The sequence below is a fragment of the Halorubrum sp. Atlit-28R genome, from assembly GCF_003665955.1.
Taxonomy (GTDB): domain Archaea; phylum Halobacteriota; class Halobacteria; order Halobacteriales; family Haloferacaceae; genus Halorubrum; species Halorubrum tropicale.
In genome coordinates this window covers 206,255-222,478 of record NZ_QPLS01000003.1, presented here as the reverse complement: position 1 = coordinate 222,478, position 16,224 = coordinate 206,255, and the positions used below count along the sequence as shown (strand labels likewise).

At 71.6% G+C, this 16,224-nt stretch carries 14 protein-coding genes; 7 read left to right on the top strand and 7 right to left on the bottom strand.

The features are described from left to right. Nucleotides 1–60: 60 nt before the first annotated feature. The 5 genes from DVK06_RS06760 to DVK06_RS06740 form a co-directional block, all read right to left on the bottom strand. A complete protein-coding gene (locus tag DVK06_RS06760; RefSeq protein ID WP_053771004.1) occupies nucleotides 61–1,173 on the bottom strand; it encodes a metal ABC transporter permease in 1,113 nt (370 codons plus the stop codon). After that, a complete protein-coding gene (locus tag DVK06_RS06755; RefSeq protein ID WP_121599753.1) occupies nucleotides 1,170–2,072 on the bottom strand; it encodes a metal ABC transporter ATP-binding protein in 903 nt (300 codons plus the stop codon). Before DVK06_RS06755 ends, DVK06_RS06760 begins: the two co-directional genes overlap by 4 nt. Continuing rightward, a complete protein-coding gene (locus tag DVK06_RS06750; protein ID WP_121599840.1) occupies nucleotides 2,069–3,118 on the bottom strand; it encodes a metal ABC transporter substrate-binding protein in 1,050 nt (349 codons plus the stop codon). Before DVK06_RS06750 ends, DVK06_RS06755 begins: the two co-directional genes overlap by 4 nt. Before the next feature lie 176 nt (nucleotides 3,119–3,294). Further along, complete coding sequence (locus DVK06_RS06745; RefSeq protein WP_121599752.1) at nucleotides 3,295–4,176, bottom strand: homoserine kinase; 882 nt, start codon at nucleotides 4,174–4,176, stop codon at nucleotides 3,295–3,297. 154 nt (nucleotides 4,177–4,330) lie between these two features. After that, the gene (locus DVK06_RS06740) at nucleotides 4,331–4,579 is read right to left on the bottom strand and encodes a hypothetical protein (RefSeq protein WP_053771008.1); all 249 of its coding nucleotides are present in this window, start codon (nucleotides 4,577–4,579) and stop codon (nucleotides 4,331–4,333) included. Between the two features lie 125 nt (nucleotides 4,580–4,704). On the opposite strand from DVK06_RS06740, the gene DVK06_RS06735 reads away from it, so the two are divergent. From DVK06_RS06735 to DVK06_RS06725, 3 genes are all read left to right on the top strand, one after another. After that, nucleotides 4,705–5,979 (top strand): TIGR00341 family protein, encoded by a 1,275-nt coding sequence (locus DVK06_RS06735; RefSeq protein ID WP_053771484.1) that lies wholly within the window; start codon nucleotides 4,705–4,707, stop codon nucleotides 5,977–5,979. Between the two features lie 77 nt (nucleotides 5,980–6,056). Continuing rightward, nucleotides 6,057–8,216 (top strand): formate/nitrite transporter family protein, encoded by a 2,160-nt coding sequence (locus DVK06_RS06730; protein ID WP_121599751.1) that lies wholly within the window; start codon nucleotides 6,057–6,059, stop codon nucleotides 8,214–8,216. A 60-nt stretch (nucleotides 8,217–8,276) separates the two neighbouring features. Beyond that, the gene (locus DVK06_RS06725; RefSeq protein WP_121599750.1) at nucleotides 8,277–9,020 is read left to right on the top strand and encodes an SIMPL domain-containing protein; all 744 of its coding nucleotides are present in this window, start codon (nucleotides 8,277–8,279) and stop codon (nucleotides 9,018–9,020) included. Between the two features lie 46 nt (nucleotides 9,021–9,066). On the opposite strand, the gene DVK06_RS06720 is transcribed toward DVK06_RS06725, so the two are convergent. Then, a complete protein-coding gene (locus DVK06_RS06720) occupies nucleotides 9,067–10,050 on the bottom strand; it encodes an NOG1 family protein (protein WP_121599749.1) in 984 nt (327 codons plus the stop codon). Between the two features lie 201 nt (nucleotides 10,051–10,251). Here DVK06_RS06720 and DVK06_RS06715 point away from each other — a divergent pair, with 201 nt between their 5' ends. The 3 genes from DVK06_RS06715 (at nucleotide 10,252) to DVK06_RS06705 (ending at nucleotide 12,673) form a co-directional block, all read left to right on the top strand. Then, nucleotides 10,252–11,715: a Na+/H+ antiporter NhaC family protein gene (locus DVK06_RS06715; RefSeq protein ID WP_053771012.1), complete on the top strand. Its 1,464-nt coding sequence runs from the start codon at nucleotides 10,252–10,254 to the stop codon at nucleotides 11,713–11,715. Between the two features lie 66 nt (nucleotides 11,716–11,781). Then, nucleotides 11,782–12,285 (top strand): DUF2240 family protein, encoded by a 504-nt coding sequence (locus DVK06_RS06710; RefSeq protein WP_199236369.1) that lies wholly within the window; start codon nucleotides 11,782–11,784, stop codon nucleotides 12,283–12,285. A gap of 1 nt (nucleotide 12,286) precedes the next feature. Beyond that, complete coding sequence (locus DVK06_RS06705) at nucleotides 12,287–12,673, top strand: hypothetical protein (protein ID WP_121599748.1); 387 nt, start codon at nucleotides 12,287–12,289, stop codon at nucleotides 12,671–12,673. Nucleotides 12,674–12,729: 56 nt separating this feature from the next. On the opposite strand, the gene DVK06_RS06700 is transcribed toward DVK06_RS06705, so the two are convergent. After that, nucleotides 12,730–14,637 (bottom strand): methyl-accepting chemotaxis protein, encoded by a 1,908-nt coding sequence (locus tag DVK06_RS06700; RefSeq protein ID WP_121599747.1) that lies wholly within the window; start codon nucleotides 14,635–14,637, stop codon nucleotides 12,730–12,732. Between the two features lie 271 nt (nucleotides 14,638–14,908). On the opposite strand from DVK06_RS06700, the gene DVK06_RS06695 reads away from it, so the two are divergent. After that, nucleotides 14,909–16,204, top strand: a complete 1,296-nt coding sequence (locus tag DVK06_RS06695) for a DNA double-strand break repair nuclease NurA (protein ID WP_121599746.1) — start codon at nucleotides 14,909–14,911, stop codon at nucleotides 16,202–16,204. Nucleotides 16,205–16,224 lie beyond the last annotated feature (20 nt).

Sequence of the window (16,224 nt, the reverse complement as noted above, 5' to 3'; positions counted from 1 at the left end):
GGCTTCCGCCCGCTCCGTTCCCGTCGCCCGCGTCGACGCCGTTTTCGTCGCCCGCCACGGTCAGTCACCCCCCGCTCCGGCGTCCGGGGCCGCGTCGTCGGTCTCGATGCTCTCCATCTCGGGGACTTCCCGCCCGCCGCGGGCGGACTGGACCTTCCCGACGGCGACCGCGCAGACGTAGATGCCCACGGCGACGAGCACGATCACCCCGCCGGCGGTGACGCCGCCGTAGTAGGCGACGCCGATACCGAGGAGGACCGCGAGCTCCGCTAAGACGACCGAGACGACGAGCGACTCGGTGAAGCTGCGGGACACCTGCGTCGCGCCCGCGACGGGCACGACGAGCATCGCCGCCACGAGGATGACGCCCATGATCTGCATCGCGCCGACGACGACCATCGCCGTCAGCATCACCATCACGCGGTTGTACCAGTTGACGGAGATGCCGGAGACGGCGGCCGCGGTCTCGTCGAAGGTCACGTAGAGGAGCTGGTTGCGGGTCACCGCGACCGTGCCGACGATGACGACGAACAGCACGAGCAGGATCCCCGCGCTCTGGGGCGACACCGTCGAGAGGCTCCCGAAGAGGAACTGGTTCACGCCGACCGCGAGCCCGCCCGCGTTGAGGCTGATAAGCGTCGTCCCCAGCGCGAACCCCGTCGAGAGGACGATCGCCATCGAGACGTCGTTGTACGCGTCGGTCGTCTCGGAGATGAGCTCGATGAACAGCGCGGCGATCATCGCCACGACGACCGCGGTGAGGTACGGCGACACCCCGAGGTCGATGACGGCGTTGAGGAAGAGGCCGACCGCGACCCCGGCGAACGCCGTGTGCGCCAGCGCGTCCCCGATCAGCGCGAGCTGGCGGTGGACGAGGAAGGTGCCGATGAGCGGCGCCATCACGCCCACGCAGAGCCCGACGAGCACCGCCCGGTGCATGTACCGGTAGCGCGGGTTCAGCATCTCCAGGCCGGAGAGGTAGTACGCCCAGTCCATCAGCCAGTACCACTGGGCCAACACCCAGCGGAGGGCGGCGAAGAGGGCCTCCCCGACGCCGGCGAGGCCGCCCTGTAACGCGAGCGCCGCCGGCTGCGAGCCCGCGGCGAGCGGCAGCGACTGGTCGGCCGCGGCGAGGAGCCACGCGGCGAGCGCGGCGGTCAGCGGGTCGCTCATTCGGCACCCCCGGCGAGGAAGCGCGCCTCGGTCCCGAACGCCCGCGCCAGGGCGTCGCTCTCGACGAACTCCTCGGTTGGGCCGTCGAAGTAGACCTCGCGGTTGAGACAGACGACGCGGTCGGCGTGCTCGACGACCGCGCCGAGGTCGTGCTCGATGAGGACCACGGTGATCCCCGCGTCGTTGAGCGCGTCGAGCAGGTCGTAGAACGCGTCGACGGACTCGGCGTCGACGCCGACGGTCGGCTCGTCTAACACGAGCAGGTCGGCCTCGCCCGCCAGCGCCCGGGCGATGAACACCCGCTGGCGCTGGCCGCCGGAGAGCCGCCCGACGCGCCGGTCGGCGAACGCGCCCATCCCGACGGTCGCGAGCGCGTCGTCGACGACCGCCCAGTCGGCGGCCGTGAGCCGGCCCGAGACGACGTTCGCGGCCCACCGCGCCGTGCGGACGGGGTCGTCGGACAGCCCGTCGGCGAGCGCGCCGTCGGCCAGCCGGTCGAGCCCGAGGTACGGGAACCGGCCCATCTTCACCACCTCGCGGACGGTGATCGGCATGTCCCGGGCGGCGCTGGCCTGCTGGGCGACGTAGCCGATCCGCTCGCCGTCGTCGAACCCCGCCGCGTCCTCGCCGAACAGCCGGGCCGTCCCCGCGTCGGGCCCGAGCAGCCCGAGCATGAGCCGCATCAGCGTCGACTTGCCGGAGCCGTTCGGCCCCACGACGGCGACGTACTCGCCGGAATCGACCGTCAGCGACACGTCCTCGACGACCGGCGTCGCCGTGTAGCCGAACGTCACGCCGGCGAGGTCGATCACCGGCTCCGCCGCGCCGGCGGCGCCGGCCTCGGCCGAGCGGTCGGCGCGCTCGACGACCGCCCCCCGGTCAGCGTCGTCCGCGCTCATACCGGCTCGAAGTTCCGCCACTGTTCGACCCACCCGTCCGTCGGCGCCGCGGCCTCGGGCGTCTCGTTCCCTAAGACGATCTCGAACGTCGGCATGTTGATGTTGTACGCGATCTCCTCGTACCCCCAGTCCTCCGCGAGCCACTCCTCGCGGATCCCGGCGTACGGCGTGACCGGGAAGTACGCCTCGACGGCGGTCTCGCGGACGAGCTGCTGGGCCGGGCGCTGCGACTCGAAGACGCCGTTCGCGATGTACCGGATGTCGTTCTCGCGGATCACTCGCGTCGCCTCGCGGATGTCCGCGGGCTTGACGTCGCCGCTCGCCGCGAGGCTCGTGACGAGCGGGCGCATCCGGACGCCGTACCGCACGCCGATGTACTGGAAGGCGTTGTGCGCGGCCAACTGGACCACGTCGCGGTCCGACCGTTCGAACATCGCCTCGTAGTCGGCGTCGATGCGGTCGAGCACCTCGCTTTTGTACCGGGCCGCGTTCTCGCGGATCGTCTCGGCGTGGTCCGGGACGAGGTCCACGAACGCCTCGGCGACGTTGTCGACCGACCGCTTCGCGCGGAGCGGGTCCAACCAGAAGTGCGGGTCCTTCCCGCGCTGGGCGCCGACGCCCTCCTCGTCGCGGTCGAGCGACGCCGCGAGGTCCACCAGGTCGATGCCCTCGCGGGCGTTTATCAGCGCGGTGTCCGTCCCGTCGGCCTCGACCGTCCGGATGGCGCGGTCCGCCCACGGCTGGAAGTCCTCGCCGACGTGGACGAACGCGTCCGCCTCGACGATCCGCCGCGTGATGCTCGCGTTCGGCTCCCAGCCGTGGCCGTGGAGCCCCGTCGGAACGAGGTTCTCGACGGTCAGCGGGGTCCCCTCGGCGACCTTTCGCCCGAAGTCGTAGAAGCTGAAGAAGGAGGCGACGGCGACCGGCCCGCCGTCGTCGCGCTCGGCGCGTCCCGACCCGACCGGCGCGCTCGGCAGCGCCGTACACCCGGCCGCCCCGGCCAGGGCCGTCGCGCCGCCGATGCGAAGCGCGTCGCGCCGCGTCACCGACCGTCCGTCGTCCGCGTCGGATATCATATTACATACCACATCCAATTATTAGACTCGTCTAATCCTAGCCTTCTGCGTATATATACCCCTTTCGGTGAGGATGGCGGGCGTCGGCGTACCGGAGTGTCGGCGGAGCGGTCGGCGGGCGCCGCTCCGCACCGTCTCACCCCCAGTCAGCCGTCGAGGAAGGTCGTGCCGCGTCCGATCCGGGTCTGGTACGCGCGCGCTTCGATACCGGCGCCGGCGAAGCCGTCGAGCATCGCGGCCGCGACGTCCCGGCGGTCGCGCTCGCGGCAGGCGGCGATCACGGCGGGGCCGGCGCCGCTGACGGTGACGCCGGTCGCGCCGGCGCCGAAGGCGCGCTCGCGGACGTCGTCGTAGCCGGTGATGAGGCGGGCGCGCTCGGGCGTGACCACGGGGTCGCTCATGCCGGCCCCGACGAGGGCCGGGTCCGAGCGGCACATGCCGACCGCGAGCGTCGCCGCGTTGCCGACGGTCTCCACGAGGTCCTCCATCGAGGCGCTCTCGGGGACGACCCGGCGCGCGTCGCGGGTCGAGACCGCCACGTCGGGGAGACAGACGACGAGGGGGACCGCCGCGTCTACCGAGCTGGTCCCCTCGGCGGTCGTCACGGTGAACCCGCCGAGGATCGAGGGGGCGACGTTGTCCGCGTGCGCGACCCCGGAGACGACCGCCTCGCCCTCCGCCGCGATCGGGACGAGCTCCTTCCGGGAGCGCCCGCGGTCGTACAGCCGGTTGAGCGCCACCGCCGCGCCGGCCGCGCTCGCGGCCGAGGAGCCGAGCCCCGAGGCCGGGCGCACGCCCTTGTCGATGTGGATCCGCGCGGGCGCGTCGAGCGCCTCGACGACGGCGCCGACGGTGTTCTTCTCGGGGTCCTCCGGGATGTACTGCGCGCCGACGCCCGTGACCTCGATCGTCGTCTCGGCCGCCTTCTCGACCGTGACGACGTCCGCCGGTCGCGAGAGGGCCGCCCCGAACACGTCGAAGCCGCTCCCGAGGTTCGCGCTCGTCGCGGGGGCCCGTACCGTTACCATGGCGGGGAGTGTCCCCCCCGGAGCAAAAAGGAGCGGGATCGAACAGATACTGAGACGGGGACCGAATCGGTCGCGGTCGGGCGGAGAGAGACGGGAGAAAGCGGCGTCGCGGGCGGTTCGAGCGGACGGCGCGGTCGGCGGTCGGTCAGCGGTGTTACCGGGCCATCGTCCACAGCAGCGCGCCGACGAGGACGAGCGGGACGCCGAGGAGGATGAACGTCGGCGGCATCGTCGTGTACGGCGCCATCAGGAAGACGACCCCGAAGACGGCCAAGATCGACGCGATGACCTTCTGTGACTTCAGCGGCGCAGCCCCTAGGAGCGACACGAGGAGCCCGAACAGGATGATGTGCCCGAGGTGGTAGTCGAGCAGGAACGTGTCGATGACCAGCGGCGAGAGCATTCTTGGCCGAAGGTCCGAGCGATTCGCGCATTAAAGTTCCGTTTCTCGTGGCCCGGGGCGCTCGCCGCGTGCCGATAGTATAAGGGTCGCCGGTGCGACCGGGGACCGTGCGACTCGTTCAGGTCATGATTCCGGCGGGCAAGCGGGCGGCGGTCGTCCGCGCGCTCGACGACGAGGGGGTCGACTACGTCGTCACCGACGAGACGAGCGGCCGGGAGTACACCGCGGTCGCGACGTTCCCGCTGCCGACCGCCGCCGTCGAGCCGGTCCTCGACCGACTCCGGGAGGCCGGGATCGACGAGAGCACCTACACCGTCATCGTCGCGGCCGAGACGGTCATCTCGCGGCGGTTCGAGGCGCTCGAGGAGCAGTACGAAGAAGACGCCGACCGCGGCGGCGACCGGATCTCCCGCGAGGAGCTTCAGGCGAAGGCGGACGACCTCGCGTCCGGGCTCGGGACCTACGTGCTGATGACCGTCATCTCGGCGGTGATCGCCACGGCGGGGCTCCTGCTCGACTCCCCCGCGACCGTGGTCGGATCGATGGTGATCGCGCCGCTCATCGGGCCGGCGATGTCGGCCGCGATCGGCACCGTGGTCGACGACGAGGCGCTGTTCCGGCGGGGCGTGCGGATGCAGGTCGTCGGCGTCGCGGTCGCGGTCCTCGCGGCGACGCTGTTCGCGCTCGCGCTGCGCTCGCTCGCCTTGGTCCCGCCCGGGCTCGACCCGCTGGAGCTCGCGGAGGTGTCGGAGCGACTCGCGCCGAACGTCCTCGTGTTGGTCGTCGCGGTCGGCGCCGGGGTCGCGGGCATCGTCTCGCTGATGACCGGCGTCTCGGCGACGCTCGTCGGCGTGATGATCGCGGTGGCGCTCATCCCGCCCGCGGCCGCCGTCGGGATCGGGATCGCCTTCCGGATCCCGCGGCTCGTGCTCGGCGCGGGCGTCATCGTCGCCGTGAACGTCCTCTCGATCAACCTCTCGGCGCTCGTAATGTTGTGGTACGAGGGGTACCGCCCCCAGCGGTGGTTCCGCGAGGACGACGCGCGCTCGGCGTTCCTCAAGCGCGTCGCCGTGCTGGCGGTCGCCATCGCGCTGCTCTCGGTGTTCCTCGGCGGCGTCACCTACGAGTCGTACGTCGCCTCGACCACCGAGGCCGACATCCGCGCGGCCGCCACCGACGAGCTGACCGCGGTCGACTCCGAGTTCGAGCTCCTCGAACTGAGCGTCGAGCGGACGGGGACCGTCCCTCCGCTCGAAACGGACCGGGTGGTGGTCACCGTCGGCGTTCCGCCCGGCAGCACCGTCGCGGGGACCGCGCCGGCGCTCGACGACCGGATCGAGTCGGTCGTCGACCGCGAGGTCGACGTGGAGGTCCGCACGGTGACCGTGGAACGCGCCTGAGACCGGCGGCGCGCGGCGGGACGCCGCGGTGGGGCGAAGAGGAACTACTTTTTACGGGGGTGCCGTGAGACCCGCCAGTGACCGACTCACAGCAACCCGACGACGATTCCATGCGGGAGGTCGTCGAGCGGTCCCGGAGCGGGGCGCCCGCGGTCGGCGAGGCCGTCCGGGACCGCTTCTCCTCCGACGAGGTGTTCCAGCGGATCATCGCGGCCGCGGACGAGGAGGTGACCTCGGGGAGCCGTGAGCTGTTCTTCAGCGGGCTCGCCGCCGGGCTGGCGATCACGATCACGTTCATGCTGTACGCGTCGCTGACGGCGGCGACGGACTCGCACCCCATCCTGAGCGTCCTGCTGTACCCGCTCGGGTTCATCTACATCATCATCGGCGGCTACCAGCTGTACACCGAGAACACGCTGCCGCCGGTGGCGCTCACGCTCGAACGGCTCGCGAGCCTCCCGACCCTGCTTCGCCACTGGTCGATCGTCTTGGCGGGCAACTTCGTCGGCGGCGCGATCGGGGCCCTCGTCCTCTCGTACGGCGGCGTCTTCACCGGCGAGACCGTCGACGCGGCCCGGTACATCTCGCAGGGCGGCTTCGCCGTCGACTTCGTACCGCTGTTCTTCAAGGCCGCGATGGCCGGGCTCATCGTCGCCGGCGTCGTCTGGGTCGGCTTCGCCTCCACCGACTCCGTCAGCCGGATGCTCGTCGTCTACCTCGCGTTCCTCGCGATCCCGCTCGGCGACCTCTTCCACGTGGTCGTCTCCTTCACCGAGGTCCTCTTCCTGTTCTTCGAGGACGGTATCCCGCTGTACGGCGCCGAGATCAGCCTCCTCGCAGGGCTCGTCGGGTTCGTCCTCCCAGTGCTGCTCGGGAACACGATCGGCGGGGTCGTGCTCGTCACGCTCGTCAACTACTTCCAGACCAGCGAGGAGCGCCTCGAAGAGGCGCGCTTCGAGGGCATGAGCCGCCGCCTCACCGTCCCGGAGTGGGTGTTCGGCCGCGCGGCCGGGCGCTCGTACGTCCCCATCCTGGACGCGACCGAGGCCACGCTGTTCGCCGGCGAGGGGTACCGGATCATGGTGCCGATCACGAACCCCCGGACCGACGGGCCGATCGTCGAGCTCGCGGCGCGGCTCGCGAGCAGCCACGAGGACGGCGTGGTCCACATCGTCCACGTCGTCCAGGCGCCCGAGCGCATGTCGCTGTCCTCCGGCGACGCCGGGCGTCGCATCGCGGACGTCTCCGCGGAGGGGATGGGGAACCTCCGGTCGACCGCGGCCGACTACGACGTGGACGTGTCGACCTCGACGGTCGTCTCGCACCGCTCGTTCGAGGAGATGTTCAACATGGCGCGCCGGACCCGCCCCGACGCCGTGCTGATGGGCTGGGGCGACGACCAGCTGTGGAGCGCCGCCCGCGCCGAGCGGCCGATCGACGAGCTCACCAACCAGCTCCCCTGCGACTTCCTCATCCTCAACGAGCACGAGCTGGACACCTCGCGGATCCTCATCCCGACCTCCGGGGGCCCCGACTCGGCGCTCAGCGCCGAGGTGGCGCGGGTGCTCGCCGAGACGACCGGCGCCGAGGTGACGCTGCTCCACGTCGTCGACGACCCGAGCGACAGGGCGCGCGGCGAGGCGTTCCTCGCGGGCTGGGCCGACGAACACGGGCTCGACGACGCCGAACTCGTCGTCGACGACGGCGGCGACGTGGAGGACGGGATCTGCCGGGCCGCCGCCGACAAGACGCTCGTCATCATCGGCGCCACGGAGAAGGGGCTGCTCTCGCGGCTCGTCTCGAACTCCCTCCACCTCGACGTGATCCACGACGTCGACGCCTCGGTGCTGCTCACCGAGCGGCCGAGCAGCCGGTCGCTGCGCGAGCGCCTGTTCGGCTCCGGTCGCCGGGCCACCGACCTGTCTCCCGGGGTCGAGCGCGACCCGGAGCGGTCGGCGGGGACCGACGTGCGGTCGATCGAGGACCACGAGGCGGACGCCGGCGACCACGCGGACGCGACCGGGAACGGCGAGGCGGACGGCGCCCTCGCCGATGTCGGCGGGGCGTCCGCCGACGCCGACGGGGCGCCCGCCGACGCCGACGGGACCTCCGCCGCAGACGACGACGGCCCGGAGGACGAGCAGCCGCACCTCGACGACACGTTCGTCGCGGACCACGACGCGGCGGACGAGGAGGCCGCGGAGGAGGCGGACGCCGAGCGCGACGGCGACCGATAGGCAAAACGGCTCTTTGCGTTATCTGCGGTTTATACGTCGTCCGGGCGCGAACGGTCGCGTATGAACAGGCGACTGACGGCACTCATCGGCATCGCGGCGCTCGTCGCGCTGGCCGGCTGTGCGGGGTTCGCGGGCACCGCCACCCCGACCGGCGGCGACGACGCGCAACTGGAGCGGAGCATCGAGGTGACGGCCACCGGCGAGGCGGCGTCCGCCCCGGACCGCGCCACCCTCCGGATCGCGGTCACCGCGACCGGCGGCGACGCCGAGGCGGTCCGCGACGAGCTGGCCGCCGACGAGGCCGACCTCCGCGCGGCCCTGACCGACTGGGGGCTCGACGAGGAGGCGATTCGCACCGAGCGGTACGACGTGCGCGAGAGCTACGAGACCCGGGACGACCCGAACCGGACGCGCTACGAGGGCGTCCACCAGTACGCGATCGAACTCGACGAGGTCGACGCCGTCGGCGAGGTCATCGACGTCGCGATCGACGCGGGCGCCGACCAGGTCCAGCGGATCCGGTTCGGCCTCAGCGAGGAGCGCGAGCGCGAGCTCCGCGAGGAGGCGATCACGGCGGCGATGGCGAACGCCGACGACGACGCCGCCGTCCTCGCGAACGCGAGCGACCTCGAAGTAGTCGGCGTGTACGACGTCTCCACGGCGCAGTCCGGCTCGGCGCCGTTCGTCACGGAGCGGTACGCGGCCGCCGGCGGCGACGCCGGGGGCGCGTCCACGAGCGTCCAGACCGGCGACGTGACCGTGCGCGTCTCGGTGAACGTCGTCTACGAGGCCGTCCCGGCCTGACCGGTTGCGGGCTGCTTTTCAACCGTCCGTCGGAGAAGAGACCGGACTACTCGCCGTCTCGCGTCGGGAGGTCGGGCTCGTAGCCGACCGCGTCGACGGCCATGTCGAGGACGGCCTCGACGTTCTCATCCTCGGTGACGCTCATCGTCGCGTCGACGGACTCCGCCTTCACCGCCTCGAAGCGGTCGTGTTTGTTCGCCACCGTGAGCAGCGGCACGTCGGCGCCGAACAGCTCGCGGACCTCCTCGCGCAGCTCCAACTGGACGTCGAGGGGATAGCCGCAGTCGCCGGCGGGGTCGATGACGAAGACGACCGCGTCCGCGAGGTGTTCGAGGGCGCTCACCGCCTGCCGCTCGATGTCGTTGCGCTCGTCTTCCGGGCGGTCGAGCAGGCCGGGCGTGTCGACGATCTGGTACCGGACGTGGTTCCGGTCGAAGTGGCCGATCTGGACGCCCTTCGTGGTGAACGGGTACTCCGCGATCTGGTTCGACGCGCGGGTGACGCGGTTGACGAACGACGACTTCCCGACGTTCGGGTAGCCCGCGACGACGATGGCGGGCTCGTCGGGGTTAATCTCCGGGAGGACCTTCAGCTGGTCCCGGGAGTCGCCGATGTATCGCAGGTCGTCTTCGATCTGGTCCATTACGTCGGCCATGCGAGCGAACGCCTGCTTCCGGTGTTTCCGCGCGGTGTCGACGTCGGCGTCCCGGATCTTCGTCGTGTACTCGTCGCGGAGGTCCTCGATCTGGCGGCTGGCCCACATCACCTGCGAGAGCGCCTGCCGGAGGCGGTCCACGTCGACGATGGCGTCGGCGAGCTCGTAGTAGAACGGGTCCACGTCGAAGCCGAAGTCGGGCCACGAGGTGACGACGTTCTCTAAGTTGTCGGAGAGCACGTTGCCGGCGGTCCGTAGCATCGACTCCTGCGCCTCGTGGCCGCGCTTCGCGCGCCCGGCCCGCGACGCCCGCGAGAACGCCTTGTCGACGAGTTCCTCCGCGCGCGGAGTCGTCGGGAGGCCCTCAAATATCATTGTTACCCGCGTTTCACCGCCGACGCGTATAAGAGCGTCCGTTCGCGGACCGCCGCGACACGGCGGCACACGGGCGGACGCGGGGTCTGTGGGGACAGCGGGAGCGGCCGGCGCCGAGGGGCCGCGTCTGTGATGAACGATAGTTATCTTCTAAGCTCATATTTCGAGATATATTTATGCTTCAGAGAAATACAACCGCTCATGGCACGCTCGTTCACGCCGACGTCGTACGAGGACCTCGACCCCGACCGTCGCCCGAGCCTGGCGGCGGCGCTGGTCCCGGTCCTCGCCGTCGTGGCGTTCCTCGGAATCGGCTCGGCCCTCCTCGGCCTCGACCCGCACCCGCCGCTCATCTGGAGTATCGCCTTCGTCGGCGCCTTCGGCCTCTGGCTCGGCTACGACTGGGAGGACCTCTTCGACGGCATCGCCAACGGCCTCGTGATGGGCCTCCAGGCGCTGCTCATCATCTTCACCATCTACGGGCTGATCGCCACGTGGGTCAGCGCCGGCACGATCCCCAGCCTGATGTACTACGGGTTGGAGTTCCTCTCGCCGACGATATTCCTCCCCGCGGCCGCGGTGCTCGCCGCGGTCGTCGCGTTCGCGATCGGCTCCTCGTGGACCACGGTCGGGACGCTCGGCGTCGCCTTCGTCGGGATCGGCGCGGGGCTCGGCGTTCCCGCGCCGATGACGGTCGGCGCCGTCCTCTCGGGCGCGTACGCCGGCGACAAGCAGTCGCCGCTCTCCGACACGACGAACCTCGCGGCCGGCGTCACGAACACCGACCTGTACGCGCACATCCGCCGGATGCGGACCGGCACCGCGATCGCCTTCGGCCTCGCGGTCGTCGGCTTCGCCGCCCTCGGCCTCCGCACGAGCGGCGACATACCGACGGGCGAGATCGCGGCGATTCAGGGCGGACTCACGGAGGCGTACGCGATCACCGTCCTCGCGTTCGTCCCCCTCGTCGTCACCTTCGGGCTGGCGCTGCGCGGCTACGCCGCCCTCCCGACCCTCGTCGCCGGCGTGTTCGCCGGCGCGTTCACGACGATGCTCCTCCAGGGAACCGGCTTCGTCGCCGCGTGGGAGATATTCATGTACGGGACCGCGCCGGAGTCCGGGTCCCAGACGGTGAACGACCTCCTCGCCACCGGCGGGCTCACCGGCTCCGCGTGGACGATCACGGTCGTCGTCGCCGCCCTCTCGCTCGGCGGAATCTTAGAGCGGACCGGGGTCCTCGCGGTGATCGCCCACGCGTTCGTCTCCGGCGTGCGGAGCCCGGGCCTGCTCGTCGGGGGGACGGGCGTCTCCGCGATCTTCATCAACGCGCTCACCTCCCAGCAGTACATGAGCATCGTCCTCCCGGGCGTCACGCTCCGAAACGCGTACGACGAGTTCGGGCTCGACACCGACCAGCTCTCCCGCGCGGTCGAGGCCGCCGGCACGCCGACCGGCGCGCTGTTCCCGTGGCACGCCGGCGCCGTCTTCATGGCGAGCGCCACTGGCGTGCCGACGCTGGCGTACGCGCCGTACTACCTGTTCGCGTTCCTCTCGCCGCTCGTGCTGTTCGTCATGGCCGCGACGGGCTACACGCTCGACGCGAGCCCGGCCTCGGCCGACCCCGCCGCGACCGACGCGGCCGCCGCGCCGGGCAGCGACGACTGACTGACGCGCGCACCGACCGGCCCCGCGTTCGACACGTTTACGCGGCCGCCGCGCTGTCCGTCTCACATGAGCCTGGAGGTCGCCGTCGCCGCCCCGTTCAAAACCCGGGCACAGGACCGGCTCGGCCAGGGGGAGTTCGTCGTCGCGCTGTCCTTGGAGCGGGAGTGGTTCTCGCCCGACCAGGCGAAGCGGCTCGTCGACGTCGCCGTCGGTCGGGGGCTGCTGGCGTCCGAGGACGGCGACCTCGTCCCGCAGTTCGACCCGGCGGAGGTAACCGTCCCGGAGGGGTTCGTCCCCGACGAGTCCGTCCTCCGCGAGCAGTCCACCTTCGAGAGCGCGCTCGACGCCATCGTCGCCGCCGGCGTCGAGAAGCAGCGCGCGGTCGCCGCGATCAACGAGCGCCAGCGGGCGCTCGCGGTCACCATCGAGGCCGCCGCGGTCCTCTACGCCCGCGAGCAGGGCGCCGCGGTCGACCGGCTCGCGGCCGACGTGCGCGAGGCACTCGCCGCCGACGCGGGCGACGACGGGACCGCGGAGCCGACCGACGCCGACGACCCGGAGGTCGCGTGAGATGGTCGCCGACCGCCTCGACGACGGCGTCCGGATCGCGCAGCTGCTCGCCTCCGAGGTGACCGGCAACGAGAGTGGGCTCCGCGGGCTGACCGTCGCCGACGCCGACCGCGACGTCGAGCCGACGCCGGACGGCGCGCTGGCGTACCGGATCGCCCGCGAGGCCGGCGACCCCGTCGCCGAGGTGTACGTCCAGCCGGACCGCGCGCGGATCGAGGCGCTCGCGGCCCCGGACGCGGTCGCCGACGCCGCGGCGGCCGCGGGCCTCCGGGTCCGACCGAAGGCGGTCCGCCCGCCGCGGACGCTGGTGTTCGTCGAGGACGGCGCGGCCGTGAAGCGATCGCTCGCGGTCCTCGAAGCGCTTCGAACCGGGCCCGACGCCGAGTGATCCGCGCCGGGTGAGAAATTGTCGCCGACGGGCGGGGGAGCCCGTCTCGGGGGTCGCTACTCGGGCTGTCCGCCGTCGCCGACCGCGACGCTCGGGCCGGGCGCGGCGCCGGGGTCGGCCCCCTCGCCGGAGACGTCGAACTCGCGGACGAGCGCGCCGAGCCGCTCGGCCTGCTCCGCGAGCGACCCCGCCTCCCTCTTCGCCTCGCTCATCGCGCTCAGCTGCTCGTCCGCGGCCTCGGCGACCGCGTCGGCCTCGTCGGCCGTCGACCCGCTGATGTCGGCGACCTCCTCGGCCATCGAGACGGTCTCCTCCGTGCTGGCCGCTTGATCGTCGGTGGCGCGGCTGATCTCGCGGATCCCCTCGCCGGCCTCCGCGGCGTTGTCCGACACCCGCGCGAACGCGTTCGCGGCGTCGTCGACGGCGTCGGCGCCGGCGGCGATGTTCTTCTCGGCGCTCCGGACCGCCTCGACGGTCCCCTCGGTCTGCGACTGCGTGGCGCCGATCAGCTCCTCGATCTCCGTGGCCGCGTCCTGCGTCTCCTCGGCGAGCTGTTTCACCTCGTCGGCGACGACCGCGAAGCCGTCGCTCCCGCCCCCGCCGCCGCCGGCGCGGGCCGCCTCGATGTTCGCGTTCAGGGCGAGCAGGTTCGTCTGCTCGGCGATGTCGCCGATGAGGTCGACGATCTCGCCGATGTCCCCCATCCGCTCGTCGAGCTGCTGGACGGTGTCGGCCGCGCTGTCCAGCGCCTCGCGGGACTCCTCGACGCGCTCGATGGCGGCCTCGGCGGTCTCCTCGCCGTCGTCGGCGATGTCGGCCGTCTGCTCGGCGACGTCCACGACGGTCTCGGTCGAGGAGGCGACCTCCTCGATCGTCGCCGAGAGGTCGTTCATCTCGTCGGACACCTGCCGGAGCATCTCGCGCTGCTCGTCGGCGCCCTCGGCGATCTCCGTGACCGACTGGCTGACGACCTCGCTGCGGTCGGCCGCGGTCTCGACGCCGTCGACCGTGTTCGCGCTCGCGGTCGACACCTCCCCGGCGAACGAGCGGACCTCGCCCATCGCCTCGTCGATGTCGTCCATCATGCCGTTGAACGCCTCGCCGATCTGGGCCATCGCCTCGCTCTCGCTGTCCGCGTCGAGCCGGACGGTCAGGTCGCCGTCGGCCGCCCGGTCCATCGCGGCGCTGTACGCGTCGGCCTTCGTCTCCAGGTGGCTGTTCAGGCGTTCGACCTCCTCGCGGCGCTTCTCGACCTCGGCCTTCGCGGCCTCGACGTCCTGGATCTCGGACTGCTTCTGCTCCGCGAGTTCGAGCTGCTCTCGGGCCGCCTCGCGCGACTTCTCGATCGAGTACCAGTTGACCATCAGCGCGCCGACCAGCCCGAGCACGAAGAAGGCGTGAATGCCCCCCCAGATCACCGGGTTCTCGATCGCCGCGGTGTGGTTGTAGACGAGGCTCGAATCGATGAGGCTGAACGCGCCGTGGCCGACCGCCACGTACAGGACGCCGACGGCGAACGGGAGCCAGTCCTCGTACAGCGCGAGCACGCCGATGAACACGAAGAAGCTGAAGTGCGCCTCGATGTACCCGCCCGACAGCTTCACCATCGCCATCGAGACGGTCATCAGGCTGAACGCCGTGAGCACCGTCCGCTGGCGGCGGTCGAGCTGCGACAGGCTCGCCAGCCCGGCGGTGCCGAGGATGACGGCGACGAACCCGCCGAGCATCCACAGCGGCGTCGCGGGGATCTGCGCCCCGGTGATCGATTCGGTCCCGCTGTACAGCCCCATCGCGACCAGGAACGGCACCTGAATAACGGTGGCTATCAGGATGTTCCGGTGTCGTGGCTTCCACATCTCCGTCGGCATCGAAGTGCCGTCCGGGACGTAGCGGAGCACCTCGCGCACCTTCTCCGTCAGCCCGCCCGATCCCCCCGCGTCGACCCCCGTCGCAGTCTCTGCCATATCCGTCGGTTGTCGTATATCATAAAAGCACATCACCTCCAACTATTATCGCTGATATCGTCGTTTAGGCTCTGAGGGGCCGGAAATTAAGACAATTGGTGGTGTCTAGTTGACACCAGCTACCGGTCGCTATTGCCCCTTCTTCGGCGATAGTCGAACGTGTTCGCGGACGCGAGCGGTGTCGCCCCGGTCGCCTCGTCGCCCTCGGCCGGGTGACGCCGCCGCCGGCGCGGCCGACGGGTTTTACCTTCGGCCGGTCCGCGGTACGGTCGTGACGCTCGATCCGATCCACGTCGAGAACATCGCCCGGCTCGCGTACGGCATCGGCGGCGACGTGGACGCGACGGACCACGACGACCTCGCGGAGCGCGTGTGGCGCGAGTGGCTCCCGGAGCTCCGCGCCGACGGCCGGGTCGTCGTCGAGGCGCTCGGCGACCACGAGCGCCGGCGCGCCGCCATCGACGACGTGGCGCTCGCGGCGCGCCCGTACGAGACGGTCCACGGCCTCGACTCGGGGACGATCAACCCCACGACGTTCAAGAACGGGCTCGTCGTCGACGTCGCGCACGCGGCGATGGCGAGCTCGCCGACCGACCTGGACCTCCACCGCGACCGCACCATCGTCGCCACCGTCCACGCCGGCGACTCGACCGCCGGCTTCGACAGCGAGTGGACCCGCCGCGACGAGGGCCACACCCGCCAGCGCGTGTTTCACGTCCCGCGGGTGAACCGCTACGCGGAGCGGGTCGTCCACGCGCTGGCCCTGTACCTCGCCGAGGGGACCCACGCGCTCGACCACGCCGACGAGGTCGACGAGCTCCTCGTCCTCGACGGCCCCGTCTACCCGAAGGAGCTGTTCACCTGGGCCGACCGCGACCCGGAACTGGGCGCGCTCGCCCGCGAGGCGAAACCCCGCGCGGTGGTCGAGAAGTACGTCCGCCTCGTCGAGCGGTTCGTCGAGCGGGACGTGCCGCTGGCCGGCTTCGTCAAGAACCCCGCGAGCACCACCGCGGTCCGGGCGCTCGCGCGCGCCGGCGTCGAGTCGCCGTGGCCCGACGACACCGCGCTGTTCACCCGCCTGCTGGAGCGGCGCGAGCCGGACGGGGACGGCGTCGGCGGCGCGGGCGCCGCGGGCGACCGCGACGCGGACCGCGGCGCCCGCCTCGACGACGACCTCACCTTCACCACGTGGTTCCGCAGCCGCGGCGGCGCGGACGCGCCGATGGCCGCCGACGGCGACGCGCTCGGCGTCGAGCGCGAGCTCGACCCGGCGCTGTACGAGCCGACGTTCATGGTCGTCTACGACCCCCGGACAGACGTGACGTACAAGCTGGAGGCGCCGTACGCGTTCGCGCGCGATCCGGCGACCCGCGAGCGGCTCACCCGGCAGGTGATCGCGGAGGTGGCCGCGACGCGCGGCCCGCCGGAGCCGGTCGCGAAGGCCGACGAGCTGGCCCGGATCTCGGCCACCGAGAAGGCGGCGCTCCGCCGGAAGTTCGAGGAGCGGCTCGGCAGCGACCAGCAGGCGACCTACGACGACCTGCGCTGGGGGACGGACGGGTACTGAGACGCGGTCGACTTCGTTTA

Bases quoted from the DNA above. Each gene is read 5' to 3' on its own strand.
- DVK06_RS06735 (WP_053771484.1), top strand. From the start codon at position 4,705: ATGATTCCGGCGGGCAAGCGGGCGGCGGTCGTCCGCGCGCTCGACGAC.
- DVK06_RS06740 (WP_053771008.1), bottom strand. From the start codon at position 4,579: ATGCTCTCGCCGCTGGTCATCGACACGTTCCTGCTCGACTACCACCTC.
- DVK06_RS06710 (WP_199236369.1), top strand. From the start codon at position 11,782: ATGAGCCTGGAGGTCGCCGTCGCCGCCCCGTTCAAAACCCGGGCACAG.
- DVK06_RS06745 (WP_121599752.1), bottom strand. From the start codon at position 4,176: ATGGTAACGGTACGGGCCCCCGCGACGAGCGCGAACCTCGGGAGCGGC.
- DVK06_RS06715 (WP_053771012.1), top strand. From the start codon at position 10,252: ATGGCACGCTCGTTCACGCCGACGTCGTACGAGGACCTCGACCCCGAC.
- DVK06_RS06760 (WP_053771004.1), bottom strand. From the start codon at position 1,173: ATGAGCGACCCGCTGACCGCCGCGCTCGCCGCGTGGCTCCTCGCCGCG.
- DVK06_RS06705 (WP_121599748.1), top strand. From the start codon at position 12,287: ATGGTCGCCGACCGCCTCGACGACGGCGTCCGGATCGCGCAGCTGCTC.
- DVK06_RS06720 (WP_121599749.1), bottom strand. From the start codon at position 10,050: ATGATATTTGAGGGCCTCCCGACGACTCCGCGCGCGGAGGAACTCGTC.
- DVK06_RS06725 (WP_121599750.1), top strand. From the start codon at position 8,277: ATGAACAGGCGACTGACGGCACTCATCGGCATCGCGGCGCTCGTCGCG.
- DVK06_RS06755 (WP_121599753.1), bottom strand. From the start codon at position 2,072: ATGAGCGCGGACGACGCTGACCGGGGGGCGGTCGTCGAGCGCGCCGAC.
- DVK06_RS06700 (WP_121599747.1), bottom strand. From the start codon at position 14,637: ATGGCAGAGACTGCGACGGGGGTCGACGCGGGGGGATCGGGCGGGCTG.